At 33.4% G+C, this 18,698-nt stretch carries 21 protein-coding genes and 3 pseudogenes; 10 read left to right on the top strand and 14 right to left on the bottom strand.

The genetic code is table 11. The annotated features are described in order from the left end of the window. The 4 genes and pseudogenes from AC1DIT_RS21200 to AC1DIT_RS21185 form a co-directional block, all read left to right on the top strand. Positions 1–171 (top strand): annotated as a pseudogene (locus AC1DIT_RS21200) (IS6 family transposase); the annotation flags it as partial. Positions 172–201: 30 nt separating this feature from the next. Next, on the top strand, positions 202–852 hold the full coding sequence (locus tag AC1DIT_RS21195) for an ATP-binding cassette domain-containing protein (protein ID WP_476998386.1): 651 nt from the start codon (positions 202–204) through the stop codon (positions 850–852). An 11-nt stretch (positions 853–863) separates the two neighbouring features. Then, entirely contained in the window at positions 864–1,271 is a 408-nt protein-coding gene (locus AC1DIT_RS21190; RefSeq protein WP_016132896.1) for a thioredoxin family protein, read from the top strand. Between the two features lie 32 nt (positions 1,272–1,303). Next, a complete protein-coding gene (locus AC1DIT_RS21185; RefSeq protein WP_016132895.1) occupies positions 1,304–1,702 on the top strand; it encodes a disulfide bond formation protein B in 399 nt (132 codons plus the stop codon). Between the two features lie 29 nt (positions 1,703–1,731). Here AC1DIT_RS21185 and AC1DIT_RS21180 read toward each other — a convergent pair. Continuing rightward, positions 1,732–2,112: pseudogene (locus AC1DIT_RS21180) on the bottom strand (IS6 family transposase); the annotation flags it as partial. Between the two features lie 373 nt (positions 2,113–2,485). Between AC1DIT_RS21180 and AC1DIT_RS21175 the strand changes: the two are divergent. Next, entirely contained in the window at positions 2,486–3,295 is an 810-nt protein-coding gene (locus AC1DIT_RS21175; protein ID WP_476998385.1) for a lipid II flippase family protein, read from the top strand. 306 nt (positions 3,296–3,601) lie between these two features. Here the strand turns inward: AC1DIT_RS21175 and AC1DIT_RS21170 are convergent, their stop codons facing one another. From AC1DIT_RS21170 to AC1DIT_RS21150, 5 genes are all read right to left on the bottom strand, one after another. Beyond that, a complete protein-coding gene (locus AC1DIT_RS21170; protein ID WP_080118979.1) occupies positions 3,602–3,862 on the bottom strand; it encodes an alpha/beta hydrolase in 261 nt (86 codons plus the stop codon). Positions 3,863–4,378: 516 nt separating this feature from the next. Then, positions 4,379–5,052, bottom strand: a protein-coding gene (locus AC1DIT_RS21165) for an IS6 family transposase (RefSeq protein WP_476998384.1) whose coding sequence is annotated in 2 segments (ribosomal slippage) — positions 4,379–4,548 and positions 4,548–5,052 — 675 coding nt in all. Because the reading frame shifts where the segments join, the coding sequence is not laid out codon by codon here. Positions 5,053–5,435: 383 nt separating this feature from the next. Further along, entirely contained in the window at positions 5,436–5,600 is a 165-nt protein-coding gene (locus AC1DIT_RS21160) for an aspartyl-phosphate phosphatase Spo0E family protein (protein ID WP_016132900.1), read from the bottom strand. A 204-nt stretch (positions 5,601–5,804) separates the two neighbouring features. Next, the gene (locus tag AC1DIT_RS21155; RefSeq protein WP_016132901.1) at positions 5,805–6,911 is read right to left on the bottom strand and encodes a hypothetical protein; all 1,107 of its coding nucleotides are present in this window, start codon (positions 6,909–6,911) and stop codon (positions 5,805–5,807) included. A 76-nt stretch (positions 6,912–6,987) separates the two neighbouring features. Further along, the gene (locus tag AC1DIT_RS21150) at positions 6,988–7,251 is read right to left on the bottom strand and encodes an ArsR/SmtB family transcription factor (protein WP_016132902.1); all 264 of its coding nucleotides are present in this window, start codon (positions 7,249–7,251) and stop codon (positions 6,988–6,990) included. A gap of 486 nt (positions 7,252–7,737) precedes the next feature. On the opposite strand from AC1DIT_RS21150, the gene AC1DIT_RS21145 reads away from it, so the two are divergent. The 3 genes from AC1DIT_RS21145 to AC1DIT_RS21135 are packed head-to-tail and all read left to right on the top strand — an operon-like array spanning position 7,738 to position 9,877. Beyond that, a complete protein-coding gene (locus tag AC1DIT_RS21145; RefSeq protein WP_016132903.1) occupies positions 7,738–8,061 on the top strand; it encodes a hypothetical protein in 324 nt (107 codons plus the stop codon). 12 nt (positions 8,062–8,073) lie between these two features. Beyond that, positions 8,074–9,237 carry an FtsK/SpoIIIE domain-containing protein gene (locus tag AC1DIT_RS21140; RefSeq protein ID WP_016132904.1) on the top strand — a complete coding sequence of 388 codons (1,164 nt, stop codon included), beginning with the start codon at positions 8,074–8,076 and terminating at the stop codon, positions 9,235–9,237. Then, positions 9,224–9,877 carry a replication-relaxation family protein gene (locus tag AC1DIT_RS21135; RefSeq protein WP_016132905.1) on the top strand — a complete coding sequence of 218 codons (654 nt, stop codon included), beginning with the start codon at positions 9,224–9,226 and terminating at the stop codon, positions 9,875–9,877. Before AC1DIT_RS21140 ends, AC1DIT_RS21135 begins: the two co-directional genes overlap by 14 nt. Before the next feature lie 38 nt (positions 9,878–9,915). Here AC1DIT_RS21135 and AC1DIT_RS21130 read toward each other — a convergent pair whose 3' ends face one another. Next, on the bottom strand, positions 9,916–10,137 hold the full coding sequence (locus tag AC1DIT_RS21130) for a helix-turn-helix domain-containing protein (protein ID WP_016132906.1): 222 nt from the start codon (positions 10,135–10,137) through the stop codon (positions 9,916–9,918). 383 nt (positions 10,138–10,520) lie between these two features. On the opposite strand from AC1DIT_RS21130, the gene AC1DIT_RS21125 reads away from it, so the two are divergent. Then, positions 10,521–10,991, top strand: coding sequence for an endonuclease domain-containing protein (locus AC1DIT_RS21125; RefSeq protein WP_016132908.1), 471 nt, complete (start codon positions 10,521–10,523; stop codon positions 10,989–10,991). A 109-nt stretch (positions 10,992–11,100) separates the two neighbouring features. After that, the gene (locus AC1DIT_RS21120; protein WP_016132909.1) at positions 11,101–11,685 is read left to right on the top strand and encodes a hypothetical protein; all 585 of its coding nucleotides are present in this window, start codon (positions 11,101–11,103) and stop codon (positions 11,683–11,685) included. Positions 11,686–11,743: 58 nt separating this feature from the next. On the opposite strand, the gene AC1DIT_RS21115 is transcribed toward AC1DIT_RS21120, so the two are convergent. The 7 genes and pseudogenes from AC1DIT_RS21115 to AC1DIT_RS21085 form a co-directional block, all read right to left on the bottom strand. Beyond that, positions 11,744–12,136 carry a hypothetical protein gene (locus tag AC1DIT_RS21115; RefSeq protein WP_016132910.1) on the bottom strand — a complete coding sequence of 131 codons (393 nt, stop codon included), beginning with the start codon at positions 12,134–12,136 and terminating at the stop codon, positions 11,744–11,746. Next, on the bottom strand, positions 12,136–13,299 hold the full coding sequence (locus AC1DIT_RS21110; RefSeq protein WP_016132911.1) for a ParM/StbA family protein: 1,164 nt from the start codon (positions 13,297–13,299) through the stop codon (positions 12,136–12,138). Before AC1DIT_RS21110 ends, AC1DIT_RS21115 begins: the two co-directional genes overlap by 1 nt. Positions 13,300–13,758: 459 nt before the next feature. Beyond that, positions 13,759–14,688: pseudogene (locus AC1DIT_RS21105) on the bottom strand (IS4 family transposase); the annotation flags it as partial. Between the two features lie 169 nt (positions 14,689–14,857). Next, the gene (locus tag AC1DIT_RS21100) at positions 14,858–15,583 is read right to left on the bottom strand and encodes a VanZ family protein (RefSeq protein WP_016132912.1); all 726 of its coding nucleotides are present in this window, start codon (positions 15,581–15,583) and stop codon (positions 14,858–14,860) included. After that, positions 15,580–15,909 carry a PadR family transcriptional regulator gene (locus AC1DIT_RS21095; protein ID WP_016132913.1) on the bottom strand — a complete coding sequence of 110 codons (330 nt, stop codon included), beginning with the start codon at positions 15,907–15,909 and terminating at the stop codon, positions 15,580–15,582. Before AC1DIT_RS21095 ends, AC1DIT_RS21100 begins: the two co-directional genes overlap by 4 nt. A gap of 684 nt (positions 15,910–16,593) precedes the next feature. Then, entirely contained in the window at positions 16,594–17,052 is a 459-nt protein-coding gene (locus AC1DIT_RS21090) for a DinB family protein (RefSeq protein ID WP_006096971.1), read from the bottom strand. A 419-nt stretch (positions 17,053–17,471) separates the two neighbouring features. Next, the gene (locus tag AC1DIT_RS21085) at positions 17,472–18,266 is read right to left on the bottom strand and encodes a PspC-like choline-binding domain-containing protein (protein ID WP_016131871.1); all 795 of its coding nucleotides are present in this window, start codon (positions 18,264–18,266) and stop codon (positions 17,472–17,474) included. Positions 18,267–18,698: the final 432 nt, after the last annotated feature.

Below are 18,698 nucleotides of genomic sequence, written 5' to 3'. Positions count from 1 at the left end.
AAGAAACGTGTGCGTTCTATGTTAGGATTCAAGTCATATGAAACAGCCACTTCTATATTGAGTGGCGTTGAAACCATGCATATGATGAAAAAAGGACAACTTCACCCACAGGTGAAGTCTGCCCAAAATGAAGTTAGGTTCATACATAAATTGTTTGGAATTGCATCATAATCTGCCATTGAACAGTCTATGTAGRTTTCTATGTCTCTATCAAATGATTTTTGCACCAGAACCAAAAATGTTAATATGAATATTTTTGATAATGAAAAAGTTATCTTAATTGGTGAAAGTGGTTCAGGAAAAACTACATTTTCAAAATTATTAAACAAACTATATCAAACTAACTCATCGCAAATATATATTAATGGTATTGATATTAATGAGATTAATGATAATAGCTTAAGAAAAGAAATTATTTATTTAAATGAAACTCCATTTCTTTTCAAAGATACAATTAAAGAGAATTTATGTATGGGAGAATATTTTACTGAAGATGAAATAATAAAGGCTTGTAAAATCGCACACATTTATGATGTAATCACTTCACTTCCCAAAGGAGCTAATTTTGTAATAAATGATAGTAATTCCAATTTGTCTACTGGACAAAAACAGCGATTATGTCTTGCTAGAGCAATTCTCCATAAACCAAGTGTTTTAATTTTAGATGAATCGCTTAGTAATGTGGATCCTGATAACTTCATGAAAATTTATGATGCTTTATTAGATTTAAATGCGATAGTAATTTTTATTACACATAATCCTGAGCATATAACAAAATATGATAAGAAATTTATTTTTAAAGAAAAGTCTATCTTCGAAATGCAAAAAGAATCTGTGAAACAATTAAATTAGGGGTGAAGGAAATGTCAAAAAAAATCTTGTTTTCCACTTTCGTTATTCTGCTAAGTATAGGTTCTCTCTTCTTTATATTTACTTCAAAAGACTTAGATAAACCTAATTATACCAATATTAATATGAAAGAATATAAAAATAAATTAAACGCGAAAGATAATTTTTATATTTACGTATACAAAACTAGCTGTACAGCATGCCAAACTACAAAGCCATTCTTAAATGAAGTGATTAAAGAAGAAGAAATAAAGGTATTTGCTATAAATATGGAGTCTGATGAAAATATGGATATTGATTTTTTGAAAAATGAAAATATACAAAAAACTCCAACCTTACTACATTATAAAAAGGGGGAAGAAATAAATCGTGTAGAGGGGCTTCAATCTAAGGCTGGATTAAAGAAATTTTTAGTGGAATAAAATTAAATTGATTTTTACAAAGGAGTAAATATATGGTGTATTTTTCTTTTCTTGTTTCAATCGTAGCAACGATAGGGAGTTTATATTTTAGTGAAGTAAAGGGCTACGTTCCTTGCAGTCTATGTTGGTATCAAAGAATTTTAATGTACCCAATTCCCTTGTTAATTTTTATTTCAATACTAACTAACGATAAAAATATAAAATATTACCTTCGTTGTTTTTCAGGGATAGGCATAATTATTTCTTCTTACCATAATTTTATTCAATTTACTCACCACAAAAGTAACTTTTGTGGTGTTACAAGTAGCTGTTTAACAATCTATGAAAAATGGGGAGGATTTATAACAATTCCGCTTATGTCTCTAACAGCATTCATAATAATATTTGTTTTATCATTTTTTATAAACAAGAATATAGGTGAGAACTATTAAGATACAAGGAATAATGCATAGAAAAATTTTGATGCTGTTGCAAATTTTTTGAAAAAGCGTTTGGCTGCTTGTTTATCTCTTGATTTACTTAGATAAAAATCAATGGTATTCCCTTCTGAATCAATGGCACGATATACATACATCCATTGCCCTTTCACTTTAATATAAGTTTCATCGACTCTCCATGAATCATTTGTTGTTTTAAGATGATGTCGTACTTTCTCTTCTAATTGAGGTCCATATTGGTGAACCCATCGCATAATCGTTGTGTGAGCTATGGATAAGCCTGGTTCCTTCATCATTTCCACCAGGTTACGGAAGCTCAAATTGTACCGTAGGTACCACTTTACTGTTAATAAGATTAGCTCCGGCTGATAATGCTTCCATTTAAACAAATTTTCCTTTTCCATATCAATCACACACCTTTTTCTAGAGTAATTCTATCAGTATGTCCAAGTTTAGGAGATTACTTGCAAAAGTTTTAGAGTTTTTGCACCAGAACCAAAAAATAGAACATGGTTTATATACGACGTCTCTTTTCAATAATTAAATAGTATATCTTATTGATTTATCAAAAAGAATGCTGGAATCCCGGGATTCTTTTTGTATTTTTAAAGTAAACTTCTATCTAAAAGTTTACTTTAAAAATACACTTTAAAATGTCAAATAAAGTATGTTTTTTGCTTATAAAATAGAAAGTGATTTGTTATTATATAGAAAATATTGAATATTTGTAATATAATTATTAAGTTATGTATTTATAGAAACTTAAGGGAGATGACTATGGAGTTTATTACTTTTAAAGTAATTTGTATCTTTTTATTTTTAATGCTTATGACTTCTATAGAAGTTTTAGGATATGGAGTTCGACTTGTTGGAGCGAAATTAGCTTTAGTTGCATCGGCTTTTGCTATATATAATATTATGTCTTTAATTGCTCGATTTTCTAATATGTTTCAACAACCATTTACTGCTTCTTTGGTTGATAGTGCAGCAAAAAATGGTGGGTTAGAATTATTAATTAAACAATTTAGATTTTTGTTATTAGGTTCTACTATGGGAGTAATACTTGGAGGGTTATTAGTGCCATTTTTTATGAATGTTTTTTCTAAAGCGCTTGTACCTTTATCAAAAGATGGTTCGTTTTTAAACATGTTCAAATTAATAAATAGTACCAATTTGAAAAGAATGAAAAACTATTTTGTTTTAGTAAATAAAAATAATTTGGAAGGGGTAAATTTTAAAAATATATCAATTAAATTATTTGTTATTAATACAATTGTTTCTGCCGTATTTACAGTAGGTGTTATGTCTGCGTTGTATGCAACTTTATTAATTCCTGATTATGATAAAGCAGCGATGTCTTCATCTAATATTATTACTGGAGTAGCTACGATACTATTAACACTTCTTATTGATCCTAAATTATCTTTTTTAACTGACAAAGTTGTACAAGACAATCGTAGTTATTGGGAACTTAAGAATTTCACATTTATGATATTAATTTCGAGATTATTAGGTACATTAGTTGCTCAGGTTATATTAGTTCCAGGTGCATATTATATAGCATGGTTTGCTAAATTTATTTCTTAAAAGTTTTATATGAAAATAAAAACAGAAGTAAATAAATAATAAAAAGTTTACATTCGATTTTCAAAAGTTTAATTTGCTTACTTTTACTCTTTTTAAGTGCGATATGAATTATATTTATTATTGGCCAGCACCCAGGAAGCGAAGGCCTCGATGCCATGCACGACTGCTTTGGTACGTATGGAATGAAATAAATCAAAATTGTGCTCAGCACGGGGAAGTTCGACGTAAACAACTGGATTAGTTGAGGAATTGATCAGATGCTTCGCGAATAATCGGGCAGCTTCCACGGGCACGAACCTGTCCTGATCACCCGCCAAGAAGAATGGCGGCAGTGACCGACGTGTTCACACACTTAAAACCCGGTTGGAAAGTGGGAGAATTGGGCGTGAGGGCAGCTATCGCGGCGAAGTGGCCACACGTCGAATTACCCGCCAAAAATATCGTCGTCGGGTCGGCGCCGTACTCGTATCCGTGCTCGCGTACCCAGGCGATCACTATCTTAATGTCAATCAAGTGGTCGGGAAATCTTGCTGCCGGACTTAGGCGGTAGTTCGCGCTGATGCACACCTACCCCTGGCCCGCAAGCTGGTAAATGAGAGGAAGAGATTGGCTGTTCTTCCTTCCGCTAACATATCCCCCACCGTGCAGATGCACCAACGTGGGGCAGCCCGTCGGATGGGAGCGATGGCGATAAACATCGAGTAGATTTCTCACACCTGCATTACCGTAGCTGATGTTCGCACTCTGCTCGACATCGTATCGTCGTTTTAATAATGGTCCGAGTAAAGCTGTAGTAACAAGTTTCTTCTGCAACCAACCCTCAATCTTAGGGCTAATAGAAGCGCGCCACCCTTCTTCAAGGCTATCGTCCAAGGTGCGATTGAGCTTGTAACCCCTGATTGATTATCACCACGAGTCCTACCACCGTCAAAACTGTTAATCCAAAGGCCAACCATGTTGAGCCAATCAACCAGAAAAGTGCAAGGAATGGCAGTTCATTGATAACGCTAAAGTAAGAACCTAAAGGGTTCTGTTGCAAAGTTTCCGAAGACATAAAGAGATGGGGAATATTGCGGACCAGTTTTATGAAACTATTAATAATTCATGTAATGCGTTATACGCCGAAAAAACGAAGTTTGGTTGAAGACTTCGCTTTTGCTTGTATATGGCATGAACAGTTTCTATACCTTTAATAGTACGTGAGGCATGGCGCAGACTTTGAAAGCCTAAGGAACGGGAAAATCGACGTTTCACATGTCGATGATATTATTGAGGTACTTTATTGTACGATGAAAGGGATTTTTGTAAAGACCTATCACCTTTAATTTTTTGAATGCGGAAGCTAAAGAAGGAGCCTTATCTGTCGTCAGAACCGTTGGTTCTCCAAAAGTTCGAGCGAGTCTTTTCAAAAAAGCATATGCTGCTTGTTTGTCTCGTTTTTGACGAAGTTGAATATCAAGTGTTTGTCCCTCTTTATCAATTGCTCGATATAAATAACACCATTTCCCTTTGACTTTTATATAGGTTTCATCCAGTTTCCAAGATAAGTGTACGTTATTCTTTTTCTTCTTCCATATTTGATAGATCAAGTTACCATATTCATGAACCCAGCGCATGATGGTTGTAGGATGAACTGAAACACCACGTTCTTTTAAGATTTCAGATACATCACGATAGCTTAAAGAAAAACGACAGTAATAGCCAACGGCTATTAGAATAATATCTTGTTTGAACTGCTTTCCTTTAAAATATCCCATCTATGATTCTCCTCACTCTATTTTGCAAAAGGTTAGCTTACTTTTAAAAACTTTGCACCAGAACCTTTTATCAACCTATTTTATAAAGATACAGGAGAGTAAAAGTCAATAATATTAACATTTTTGCACCAGAACCAGTTATTACAACAATTAGCAATTAAAAGAGGATGCTCAACACGGAAAATGGCATATACGGTACTATATTTCATGTTGCAAGCAAAGTAAAAGAACCCTACACAAAGCAGGATTCCTTTACCAGGTAATTCTGTTGGCAAATGAGCTTTCACCATAAGGAATTGAGTCTCTGACCACTCAATTCCTTTTTTATGTTATAACAATCTGTAATTAGATTTCAAGAAAAAATATATAATGAGTATGAATTTTTATAAAAGAATTCTATTTTGTTTTTTCATGAATCTAAAAATCAAATCATCTAATTCTTGGCTTAATAACAGTACTTTTTCATGATTCATACCATATTTGATAGCAAGTTGAACTAATTCATTCTTTTTGTCTTCTATCAAACGATGCAACAGTGTTAATTCCATTTACAAACTCCTTTATACATAGCGTTTTAATAAGAAAAATATTCAAATAAAAAAACAAGACCGTTAACGACAGTCTTGTCTTAAATGTTCCAATTCAAGTGAATAACTCTAATAAAGAGGATACACTAAAAATTATTTTATTTAAATAGAAAAACCCTAAAAAATTGAATAAATATCATTTTTTACTAGTACAAAACCTATTTTTTAGGTATTCTGTACAACTTCCTTACACACATCAACAACAACCGTCACATAAATATGTCTAGGTTTTATCTTCTTTGCAGCTTGATAGGCTGCATATCCAGATAATACTTGATATCGTTTCGAATTCTCTGCTTGTTTAACAATAATCTTTTCTGAAAACTCTTTCTTACCCTCGTAGTATTGAATTTGTTTTTCAATTTCTTCCTCTTCAACACTTGCTTTTTGCGTATCTGATAATGCTCTGATTCTATCCATCCGCATTTCTGTAGTTGGATGGAACACTCGAAATGTATTCTCTTTGATAATAATGTGAGAGGTAAATTTTGAAGGAAAACAAGTTCCTCCTGCGCTTAGTCTTACTTTATATATAGTGCCGTCGTTTGAAACATAGATTTTTCTATATACTTGTTTCGTTTCCCATGACCAATATATACGATATGTTTCCTCATGCTTTACAAGTGCGAATTGAGCACAAAACTCTTGAAAATATGATAGCATTTCCTGTTCCGTAGAAAATAAATTATTTTGAAGTAGCTCTTGTTGCAACTCACCTTTCACTTCTCTAATTAAAAATGTTGCTCCATTCTTGCAATCTGGACAAACAATCCCCATTTTGGATTGTATTTTTTTGATAGACACTACCCGCTTATCACAACGTTGACCACACTTTTGACAAACTCCATCGTATTTTGCATGTAGTTGTTCTATACGTTTGGATACAGTGGATTTAGTTTTTGAAGCTATTCTTGTTGTTTTTTCCTCACGTATTTCAGCTTCTTTTTCTTCCTGTTTCTGTTGTAAATGAGAGCGATATGTAATATGGGCAGGAGCGAAAGTATACACCTCTTCAGGAGTATGGTCCATTGTTCCTTCCATTATAATTTCATTTGCATCAGCTAACGAATCCCCTGCCTCTGCGATCATCTGTAATAATTGGTTCCATTGTTCTGGACGAATTAGTGCAGTTACTTTAACTGACCGTTCTTCTTTATTAATAGATGTCATTTGCTTCGTAACATCATGGAATTCTATTGCAAATAGATATTCCGGGTCATGAGCTAAATGACGAATATGAGAAGGTTGACCTTTCACTGTAAGTTGAATCATCCTGTTCTCCTCCTGTTATGTTTTATTCCGGTGATAGTCTGCATACCCTTATTAGATTTTTACATTACTTTTGTACTCATAAAAGAATCTGGATGATTCGATTCACCGTTTCATTATGAACCTGATACAATTTTTCAGCTCCTTTCCGCCTACTGCACACGACATCCAAACTCTTTAATATTGTTAAGTGTTGCGAAATCGTAGATTTAGGAACCTCGAGTATGTGAAATAATTCTGTAACGGTACACTGTCTACTTTGTATGAGTACATGCAACAACCTAAGTCGAATTGGATGAGCAAGTACCTTTAAAAGTGCCGCTTCTTTTTTCAATTCGTCCAACTTACGTATACCTCCTTCTTTCCCTGTTAACAGAATTAGATATGTTAAATGTGAACATATAATATATGTAGCATTCATTATATGGCGTATACAATTATCTTATCATATGCATGTCAGAAAATTCTGAGTACTCATCTTGAGAAAGTGGTTTTTATATAATTAGACAACATTTGAAATTGCATATTAGACAATCCGAACTGAATATTCTTTACCAATGTAATTATCAAAGTAAATATCAAGTTTATAACCAAAGAATCTATCATGGTAGCACTATCAAAAGAAATGACTCATTTCTGTATGTTTGTAGGCGTTTTTGAGTTGTGTTTATAAAGGGAGGAAAGGTAATGAACAGCAAGATGGCAACAGAAGAATCATGTGAGTATTGTAAATGTCTTTTATCGGCTTGGTTGTTTTGGGAGTATCGGGGAAAGAAATATTGCTCTGAATCTTGCGCACATTTTGATAAACATTAAAGGAGCTAAGACTATGTTCTCTAAAAAAGAGGTAATCCCATTTCGTTCATTTATGGATCAGTCTTATAAAAGAAAAAAATCTGTACATTTATACAGTATTGGCGCAATCAGTCCATTTTCCTTTTTTCATATGTCACAACCTATTGCGAATACGTATATGGCGCTTGGCATCTTAGGAGGCGTGACAATTGGCGCTGTATTGTTGGAAAAATACCTGGTACGAAATAATCATGTTTTTTCAGCAAAGCTCGTTTCAGACGGTCTATATTATGGGATGAAGCTTGGTGGAATGGGATTGATTGGTTATGTATTGATTCGTATTTTCATCATGCTATAGGGGGGAGAAACAGTGAAAGAGTGGTTAAAAAAGCGAAAATATAGATATCAATTAGAGGAGGTATTCAAGAAAGCAAAGCTATTTGAGGAACATGTCACAAGGGGTGGGAAAATACCTATATACCCTAAAATTCATGATGTGTTTGAAGAAAAAGAAAGTGTACGATACACTTTCACCTTGCCTAATGGCGTAGATCCAGCTCAAATTCAAAAGAAATGGTTTTGTTTTCAACAGATATTAGGGAAAAACCTTATGATTGAGGGAGATATTAAGAAGTTTGTACTCCATGTGTTTCATTCTCATGCTGGATTAAAGCAATATAATTATCGTTATAAACAATGGTTACCATTATTGAAGAGCTGTCGTCTTCCGATAGTAGTAGGAAGAGATCAATTCAGCAAACAGATTGTATATGATATGGTAAATGCGAATACACCACATTTACTGATTGCTGGGGAAACAGGAAGCGGAAAAAGTAGCATGGTACGTGTTGTTTTGTCTACATTGATACAATACATGTCACCAGAGCGGCTTCATTTGTACTTAGGAGATCTCAAGAATTCAGAATTTCATTTTTTGCGAAGAGTGAAACATGTAAAAGCAGTTTGTATGGAAGAGCATGAAATGGCAAACATGTTATCAAAACTATGGAAAGAAATATTGCATAGAAGGAAGTTAATGGAGGAATATGAACTGGGGCATATCGATGAATACAATCAAATAACGACTAAGGAACAACTTCCCTATATTTTGGTCGCGATTGATGAAGTAGGAATGCTACAAGATGAAAAGGAATGTATCACCACGATAGAAAAAATATCAGCTGTTGGTCGATCACTTGGCATCTTTCTGATGTTAAGTATGCAACGTCCAGACGCAAAAATACTGGATGGTAAATTAAAGCTCAATATGACTGTACGAATGGGCTTCAAATGTGCGGATGCGATTAATAGTAACATTGTAGGAACGCCGGAATCAGAAAACCTAGAACAATCTGGTCAAATGATTTTGAAGTTGGATGGTTTACGCAAGGTGCAAGCTCCTTTCTTAGCTTTAGATCGAGCGAAAGAGATTATAGAGCCGTATCGTTTATCCAAAGAACAAAGTGCTGTAAATGAAGACCTGGCGAGCAAAACACAAGAAGTATTTGGAGTGTTGGAAGATGACAACGAATAGAGATAAACAGATTCTAAGCCATTTACAACAGTTCCGCTGCATGTCACGAGATGATATTATTGATCTTCATTTTAAACATTTAAAGAACGCGGTAACTTGCTGTAACACCGTCATGAAACGCTTATGTCGTGAAGAATACGTTGATGTAGACACTTCACAGCGTCCATATATATATTTCCCCTATCCAAGTCCTATCCGTAAAAATAGCCAAAAGATCCGGCATTTTTTAGCCATTTTAGATGTGTATAAACAATTATTAAAGGTAGAAAAACCGAAAGTATTCCAGGTAGAACCGAAATATAAAAAAGGATATATGGAACCAGATATCTTTACGATTTGGCGAAAAAGTCCATTCTGTGTTGAAGTACAGAAATCAATTTATAGCAAGGCTGTTATGCAAACCAAAATAAATCGATATGAAGCCTATTTTCGTAGCATGGAGTGGCAAAAAGAATCCTGGCAGCCCAAACACACCACTGTATTTCCTTCCCTTCTCATTCTCACAGACTCTCAATATCCTATCTCAAGCTCTAATTTCCGTATTTTTCAAGCCTCTTCTATACAGCATTTTCTTGAACAAGTGAAACCAAAGGCAAAACCAATTTCTGTGCAAGTTGGATCATCAAGAAAACAATTGTAATAGTAAAGAAAAGCACAAGATCTTATTTCTTGTGCTTTTTACATGTCCCAGAAGTCATTTATTTTTGCATGAGGATCAACTTTTCTTATAGCATTTAATATTTTTCTCATAATCTCTGGCTTTGGTATATAAGAGGTGTCTCTACATGCCTTACTTACAGTTTTAGCGGACACTTTAGATTTTTTAGCCAACTCTTGTTGTTCAATACCTTGACGATCTAACCATTTTTTTAGATTGGTTCTTTTATGGCGAAAAAACATTTTCCTCACTCCCATACCCATGATTTTTTATTTACAATTATGGACAGGAAAATGAACCTATATACACTTCAATTTACCTTAGGGTTATGAGGGATATGAAAAAATGAGATTCATAGATTATTCACACGAACGATTTATTGATATTTTTGCCTGGAATGAGGTATACATACAATGCAAAGATTTGACTTACGCATCATACAACAAATCTTTGCAAAGCGGTTTCCAAAAAAAATCCGACACACTCCATTCATTGTTAGTAGAGGCAATGGCACATTTATTTTACTTGTATAAAGAAGATTCAACAGAAAGTGGGATGAAATAAACAAATAATGGCCATTCTAATTCTGGTTAGTTATCTTAAAACATTTGATGGAGTGAAAAATATGATTGGCTTATTAGTAGTTTTAGGATGTACACTTTTGTTTTTCTTTTTAGCTCAAATTACAACATCTTCATCCACATACCATCCAAATCATGATTTACAAAGGCAAAAATGTGCCAATAAACTAGAAAAACGCGTATATGATGCATTGCGTTATAAAGGATATCATCCAATTGTGCAGTATAAAGTATCAAATACACGTTATAAATTAGATTTTGCTTTCTTTTCCCCATTTGGTGTAAAAATCGATTTAGAAGTTGATGGACCATTCCATCGGACACCAGAAGGAATAAAACGGGATCGAACACGTGATAAATATATGAAAGCAAATGGATGGAAAATCATTCGCATCACAGATATTGAATTAAAGAACGATTTCGAAAAACAGATATTATTAGTTGAAGCCACATTAAATGAAAATGAGATATATCCATCTAAAAAAGAGACATTTGTTTTATCGGAACAAGAATAAACGTCATTTAATTTTTATTTAAACTACAAACCATATATAAATTCCCACTAGAAGTTAGTACAATGGTACTATAGTACAAGTGTAGCAACACTATAGTGGAGGTGATGATATGGAGAAGAATGATGATGTTGTAAGTGAAGTGCATTTGAAAACAATAGATGTCTCCCGTATCACCAATTTAGCGGAAAGTACAATTAGAAAATATAGTTTAGAATTAGAAAAACAAGGGTATCAGTTCAATAAAGATGGCGATACACGACTGTATCACGCGGATGATGTGACGGTTTTTAATACTTTGAAGGAGATTAGAGAAAAAACAAAGGTTTCTTTGAGTCATGCTGTCACTGTGTTGATGACACAGCAGAATCGTGCGATGCAGGGTGTGGCGGCTTCGGAGGTTGCTGTGACAAGAGTTCATAGTGAAGAAGAGCGACACGCGCTACAAGTTGTAACGCAGGAAATGCAAGGTTTTTTCGAAGATATAAGAACTGAATTTATAAGTTTTCGAAAAGAACTTGAGATGGAACGTCAAAGTAACGAACTTGTTCGGAAAGATCTCAAAACAGAGCGCAAACGGAACCAGGATTTAGAAGAAAAACTGGATGGTATTATGGCAGAATTAGAAAAGCTTAATGCTAAAACAGATAGTTCTAATACCGAACCCAAAAGGAAGAAGTTATTTGGGCTATTTTAAACTTATACAAAACAAAAAGAGTTGCTTTTATATAAGCAACTCTTTTTGTTTGAATCCATTATGCATATGGATCATCGTCTAAATCATCTAGAGACCCCCAGGATTTCTCTTCTTGTTCTTCAGGGGCTTCCCCAGGCTTCGCTATTTCTTTCTTTGTTTCGACATGTGTTTGATCTAAGGTAGATGAATGAATAGGCTGTGACTCTTCATCTTGCTTTGTTGGTCCTGTCGTTAAAGGTTTTGTTTCAGCATCTAATGAAAAAGTATATTTGCGCGGTAGAATTTCCGCTACGTCTGTATCGCCAATTTGCTTGTGAAGTTGTTGCGCCGCATACAAAAAGAACATTGTTAAATCGCTCTGTTTGTTAATAAAATCGATCATTTCTGGTGAAATGTCTTTCTTAATATAGACATTTGCTCTGTCTCCAGCTTTATATACTTTTCGAGCCATTATTTTTCACCAGTAGCAGCAATTAACGCTTTTTCTTTTAACGCATCAAAGCGTGGCGAACAAGTGTATACAAGTAACCCGCGAGAGTTTACGAACAGCGGATCTTTTAAGAAAACAACATTCGTTAAGCGTCCTTTTTGTTCTAAAATTTGCTGTAAGCTTTCTTTTACGATTGCGGCACCACCACCATAAATAAATACATATGGATCATCTTTCATATCGTCGATTTTGTTAATAATATCAGTTGCAATTCGATTCGCTAAACCTAATAATGCACCGCGTGATGCTTCTTTTAAGCGAGTATGGCGAGGATGTTCTGAATCTAAATAAATAGCATTAAATTCAGCAATACTATCAATTGTTTTTTGTTTGTTGTTTAAATTCCAAACCTTGATAATATCTAGTAAGGTTTCTTTGACACCATATGGTAAACCTCTACTCATTTTATGTTTAAAGCTGACACCTTGGGAAACTACTTCTTCTGTAGTACCGGCACCAATATCAAAAGATAATAATGTTTTGTCAACAAAGTCAGTTTCTACAATTTTATCTTCTCCAACTTCTACTTTGCGTTTGATCGTTTTCCCCTTTTCATCATACACAATTCCCCATGCTCCAGCGGCACCCTCTGGCAAGCATTTGCAATATTCAACTTGAATATTAATTATTACTTCACGTCCGCTTGGGTGGTGGAATTTTACCGTATGATGATTCATATAGCGTTGTGCAAATTCTTCTGCTGTTTTAGGTGTGATTGTTGCAACAGGTAATGCAACAGAAAGATCAAAAGTTACATCAATTTTATTTTTATTTGGTTGCTTTTTCATTGCACTAACTGCTAGACCAGCCAGTGTTACCAGGACTACAAGATCATCCTTTGATTTGTCGGATTTCTTTTCCATTTCAATTCCCTTAATGTTTTCATCAATTACCTTTTGACCAATGACATAACGCATATTATTTACTGATAAGGCAGGTGATGAAATAGTTACATCAATATTATTTTCTAATTCCTCAACTGAAATATCTTCCTCACTTAAAATGTTTGTAGCTTCTCCAATGTGATGTGCATAGATACTTGATATAAATAAAGGTTCTTGCCCTAAAACCGCTAATTTTAAACCGCTGTTCCCCGCGTCTGCACCAGCTTTTAAAATTGTCATATATAAAACCTCCCAAAAGATTTTTTATTATTTACTAAGTCAATTCCATTATATGCTAAATATGACGAAAAAGTCAATACAATTACAGACAAATAAATAAAACTTAATACAAGTCAATACAAAAATACCTGCAAAATCTCATAGAAAGTATTAAAATACCAGCAATTTTTATATTGATAAGTATTAACTTGTATTCATTTGTATTGACTCACATTCACTTTCCCATGAATGATATATAAAAGGGGTACCGCCACATGCCCATCAACCTAAGATTAAGTAAAAGTCCGTTCAACTAGATTTTTTCTGTTTTCTAAAGAGGTGATATCAGCTATCTAAAAATCTGCATACCAAATAAACCCTAACGGGTTTCATTTTTTTAATTAAGCTACATGATTATGAGTAACGAAACAAGTGTATATGACACCCAATATATCAAAGACTGTTTTCTTCTCATATCGATGAGATTTCCTTCTTGTGCTCTTTAGATGCTAAGTCCTTTTGTCTACGTTTCATTTGCGTTTCAGTTAATTTATACAGAATAAGTCTTGCAGGAAGTTTTTGATACATTCCAATATAAATCTCAGGAATCTCATATGTTTCACCAGACTGTAATTGGTCAATAAATTGCTCCATATCTAGTTGGACGTACTCAGAGTGTTTTTTTATTGTTCCATTTTGAAAGTATTCAGGCTCTCTATTCTTCTGATATATACGAGTATTGAGCTTTAATCGAGAAATAAAATAAGCACCACACTCGTCTATCGTATGCAGATCTTTCAAATCAAAATATCCTAAATCACGTATACATACATCGTGCGGTTGAAGAGACGTTAAGCAAGTAGAACCATAATTTTTATCATTGTGCTTTCCAGACCCTACATGAACATGTAAAAACTGACCACTAAGTAAATCGTACTCTAGTTGAATTTTCACACCAGCACTATGACCACTACCTCCTGAACCTTGATATGTAGAAGCAAATTTATCTGGAATCTGAAAATGTGTAGAATCCAATACACGAATACTGCGAAAATGGTTTGTATATAAAGTTGAAATCTTACTAGATGTACAGAGTTGTTGGTGGAGTAAATAGGTTAATATTTGTTGTAAAAACTGCACAGCCTGAGAATTAAATCGTTGATTGAGTCCTTCTGGACTCATAGAAATACCTGTATTCGTTTCTAAGCGACTACATAATTGTGTCAATGAAGTATGAGCTATATTTTGGCTTAACCAAACACATAGAGCCACTAAATCTTGAGCACGGTATTTACTTTTTCTTTGAACAAATCCTATCTCTCTAGCTAACTGTTCTAAAACATGTGGTGACATATATCGTTGTAATTCTTTAGAAAACAATTCTAGTTCATCTAAAATCGATAAATTCATACAAAAACGCCATCCTTTCGTGTATGTGGTTAACAAAAGAATAGCGTTTTTTTACATATAAGGAATAGTCTAAATTGCTACCTGAATAATAAAGACAAAACATTTTTAGATTCTTGTACATTTTTTATTTGGTTCCAAGATCCTCTATGAATTAATTACAATAAAATTTTCACTTCACATAGTTCATATTAGATGGTGTAAGGAATTTTTTAATCTGCAGTTTCTGTAGTAATTTCCATCCCATAAACCCAACTAAGAGGCCAACCAAATGAAAAATAATACTAGTAGTGTCAAAAGTACCTACTAACATGACAATATACAACAACTCAATGCTTAAAGTTAATTTAACAAAGAGCATAAAAGCTGCTTTAGAAGAGCGGAACCTATGAAATAGAATAGGAATTAAAAATCCCAATGGAATCAATAAGATAATTGGTTTAACTGCATGAGCTATCCAATAACCAGGTATGTTATATAGAAAAAGGGTATAGAAAGGTGTAATATCAATAAAAGTGCGAAGCAACCACATTACATCATGATTTCTTGAAAATTGCTCAATAATCCTAAGAAACCACTCACGACCAACGCTATTTCCTAAGTACTGATACCAAATAAAGAATAATATATAAGGAACAAATAGAGACCATGCAGAACGCTTTATGAATTTTTCATATGGAAAAATAGATTTTTGAAGCTCCCCTCCAATAGAATCTGGTTCTCCAAAATGTTGTATCGCCAATTGTTTTGCTTGCTCTATAGACATTCCTTGTTTAACATACTCTTCCTTTAAACTAATAAGATGATCAAGTAATTCTATAGCTAGTTCCTCACGGGCTGACCTATCTAGATTAGTCTTTTTTACAATACATTCTATGTAATTTTCAAACTCTTTCATGCGAATTCTCCTTTCCGACAAGCTTGAATAAGTGCAGTGATTTGTCCCCAATAATCCAGCTTCTTCTCTAGTTCCTGCTTTCCAGCCTTAGTAATACGGTAAAATTTCCTTTTCATTCCACTTTCTGATTCTCCCCAGTATGATTCAATCAAATTTTTTTGCTCCATTCGTTTGAGTGCTGGATATAGTGTGCCTTGACTCATATGGTAAACGTCATTGCTTTGTACTTTAAGTTTTTGAATGATTTCATAACCGTAAGTATCATGGTGAGAAATTATAGAGAGTACAAGTATATCAATGCTTCCCTTCATCATTTCTTTGTCCATTTTTTCACCTCCTAAAACATATCGTAACACGACATATGTCGTAAAACAACATATGAAGATAGAAAATAACATCTTTCATTATGAAAGATGTTATTAAGATCCTAGCTGTATAAATTTTTCTTTTTACTTGTTTTGGATAAATACACTTATCTTAAGTTGATAGTTCCTCAAAACGAAGAAAATTTTCGTTTTGGGGTATTTGTTTTTCTTAGCTTGCTGGTGATGGGGTACCGCCAGCATTTCAGAAAAAAACAACACTAAAAGTATGCAAGATTTTATGCAAAAAATAGGAAGACATGGGGAACTATGGGGAGGCCAAAAGGCGCGCCAGAATAGGAATGTATAAAAAGATGCATAGCCTCATAGAAAGAGAAAAAGGCGAATCCCTTATGAGAGTAGGAATCCGCTTTTTTCTTGCTACCGATAATGAGACGTTATGTTAACCGAATATGTATATTCTATTCATAAAATCTTTTCTTTTTTTTCCCTTTATAATTTTGAAATAGAATTTGATTAAAAATGCTCCACAATCTCAAGTTTTACGATAAATAAAAAGAATCCATTTTAAAAAATATTGATCAAAGTGGATTCTTCTCCAACAACTTTAAGTTTATTTTTTTATAAAAAAAGTTTAACTATCCCTATAGATTCTTATGGAACTAAAACACCCCATAAGTTAGATAATTACAAGAACCTTTGAATTTGCTTATAATGATGAAGATCATGTTCTATTAAGCCTAAAAAGTAACTATAGAGTGATACTTTGTTTTTTCCTAAAATTAAGTTCTGTGTCCATAACTCATCCGTTAAATCATTTATTGTATTAATCAACTTTTTCCTTACCATTATAAACTGATTAATTAGTTCCTCTTTTGTTTTAGATTTACTATCAATTGATGCTTGATAATTTATTAAATTAACATTTGGACTCTTTGGTAATTGAGTACCCTGAAATAAATAAGGAATACGCTGATTCAAAACAAATTCATCCCAAGGTATAAGGTGTCCAATTACTTCAGCAATAGTCCACTTATCTTTATCTATTTGCATCCTCCATTTCTCTTCAGATAAATGTCTTAAACTTCTTACCCAATCAATAGATTGTTCATAATGATTTATTATTTTCTTCTTTTTTTCATACAACTACATCAACTCCATTAATTTATCATTCAACTATTTATTACCTTTCAAAATTAATAATCTAAATTCCTCTTTGTACTACTCTTTTCCATGTATACCTTAAAAAAACGAAAATTTTTTTGATAAATAATTTAACGTTCTCGGTCATTGATAATATTTAACTTCCGAGAACGAATTTTACGTCAACTAGCTTCTTTTGTGGAGGCTAGTTTTTTTACTTAGCGTTGTTTTTTCCGAAATGCTGGCGGTATCCCATGCCCATCAACTTAAGAATGTTTACTACCCATTATTCTTAAAGGCGTTATTTTTTCTAGATTAACAAGAAAGGATAGTGCAAAATAAGAAGACACCCTTACAAGTGTCTTCCTTCATTGTAGAAATATCTTAAAATGTAATACATACTTAGTTTAAAAGGCCTTTTGTTACATCATAACGCCATTATCTTTGAATGAATACCATTTACCATCAATGAAATGTTTTCCTACTGCCATTGCACCATTAGATTGTAAGTAATACCAATTTCCATCTTTTTGTAACCAACCTGTTTGCATCGCACCATCTTCATTCATGTAGTACCAATTATCCTTATCTTGTACCCATCCTGTTTGCATCTTAGCACCAACAAAGTAATACCAGCTTCCTTGATAACTTAACCAGCCATTATAAGCTCCTCCGTTATCTTTGAAATAATGCCACTGATTATTAATTAAATTCCAACTCGTTACCATTGAGCCATCAGGAAGGAAATAATTACCTTGTGGGAATTCTCCTATCCAACCTGTTCGCATTTTCCCTTTACTAAATCCATCTAAATAATATGTCTTACCATTATATATAAGATAGCCCATCTGTAGATTTCCGCCTTCGAGAATGTAATACCAATCTCCTTCATATTGAACCCATCCTGCATTTGTATACAATGCACCGTCTGCTCCTAATAAGTAAGCTCCATGTTCATCTTCAATATGGCCTATGTTCATTTTTCCGCTTGCATCAAAGTAGTACCATTTTCCACCGTCTTTTAGCCATCCTGTTTTCTTCATACCATTTTGATCATAGAAATACCATGTTTCTCCATCTTTCACCCAACCACTTTGTTGCATTGTTTGTTCTGCTTTTGGAGCGTCCTGCTTCATATTATCTTGTTTTTCTGCGTGTGATACTGCAGGAACGATAAACATTGTAGACATTAAAATTGGTAAAATAGCTTTCTTCATTTTCCATATCCCCCAAATAATGAGTAATTTTAGTTTTTATTTCCATAAACAGAATTATATTATGATATTTAAATATAATCAATAGTTTTTGTAATAAAAATGTAATATTTTTTAATTTAATGAAACAAAACTCCCTTTAATGTAATTATTATTACTCTTTTGTTACATTATAGATGTCATTACACATCTATCAACCTAAGAGATTAATTGTCCCAAAAACGAAAAAGCTAACCCCTTTTCTGAAAAATGATAAGAAGTTAGCTTTTTTCTACCGAGAAGTGGTGTTATGTTAACTTCACATGTAGAGGATATACAAAACAAAAATATTTTTTAGGCGTAAAAACATATAGGATATATGCAGTGACTGATAACCAGAACGTACTATTCAGGAACACATGAAATATATATAGTACAGGCTCAATGAAATTATGA

This window comes from Bacillus sp. 05T22 (genome assembly GCF_056396765.1).
This window is presented reverse-complemented; position numbering and strand designations above follow the sequence as displayed.

Excerpts from the sequence above, each read along its gene's own strand:
- AC1DIT_RS21130 (WP_016132906.1), bottom strand. The coding sequence starts at position 10,137 with ATGTTTTTTCGCCATAAAAGAACCAATCTAAAAAAATGGTTAGATCGT.
- AC1DIT_RS21160 (WP_016132900.1), bottom strand. The coding sequence starts at position 5,600 with ATGGAATTAACACTGTTGCATCGTTTGATAGAAGACAAAAAGAATGAA.
- AC1DIT_RS21155 (WP_016132901.1), bottom strand. The coding sequence starts at position 6,911 with ATGATTCAACTTACAGTGAAAGGTCAACCTTCTCATATTCGTCATTTA.
- AC1DIT_RS21135 (WP_016132905.1), top strand. The coding sequence starts at position 9,224 with ATGACAACGAATAGAGATAAACAGATTCTAAGCCATTTACAACAGTTC.
- AC1DIT_RS21195 (WP_476998386.1), top strand. The coding sequence starts at position 202 with ATGTCTCTATCAAATGATTTTTGCACCAGAACCAAAAATGTTAATATG.
- AC1DIT_RS21185 (WP_016132895.1), top strand. The coding sequence starts at position 1,304 with ATGGTGTATTTTTCTTTTCTTGTTTCAATCGTAGCAACGATAGGGAGT.
- AC1DIT_RS21120 (WP_016132909.1), top strand. The coding sequence starts at position 11,101 with ATGGAGAAGAATGATGATGTTGTAAGTGAAGTGCATTTGAAAACAATA.
- AC1DIT_RS21100 (WP_016132912.1), bottom strand. The coding sequence starts at position 15,583 with ATGAAAGAGTTTGAAAATTACATAGAATGTATTGTAAAAAAGACTAAT.
- AC1DIT_RS21145 (WP_016132903.1), top strand. The coding sequence starts at position 7,738 with ATGTTCTCTAAAAAAGAGGTAATCCCATTTCGTTCATTTATGGATCAG.
- AC1DIT_RS21190 (WP_016132896.1), top strand. The coding sequence starts at position 864 with ATGTCAAAAAAAATCTTGTTTTCCACTTTCGTTATTCTGCTAAGTATA.
- AC1DIT_RS21110 (WP_016132911.1), bottom strand. The coding sequence starts at position 13,299 with ATGACAATTTTAAAAGCTGGTGCAGACGCGGGGAACAGCGGTTTAAAA.
- AC1DIT_RS21115 (WP_016132910.1), bottom strand. The coding sequence starts at position 12,136 with ATGGCTCGAAAAGTATATAAAGCTGGAGACAGAGCAAATGTCTATATT.
- AC1DIT_RS21095 (WP_016132913.1), bottom strand. The coding sequence starts at position 15,909 with ATGGACAAAGAAATGATGAAGGGAAGCATTGATATACTTGTACTCTCT.
- AC1DIT_RS21175 (WP_476998385.1), top strand. The coding sequence starts at position 2,486 with ATGGAGTTTATTACTTTTAAAGTAATTTGTATCTTTTTATTTTTAATG.
- AC1DIT_RS21125 (WP_016132908.1), top strand. The coding sequence starts at position 10,521 with ATGATTGGCTTATTAGTAGTTTTAGGATGTACACTTTTGTTTTTCTTT.
- AC1DIT_RS21085 (WP_016131871.1), bottom strand. The coding sequence starts at position 18,266 with ATGAAGAAAGCTATTTTACCAATTTTAATGTCTACAATGTTTATCGTT.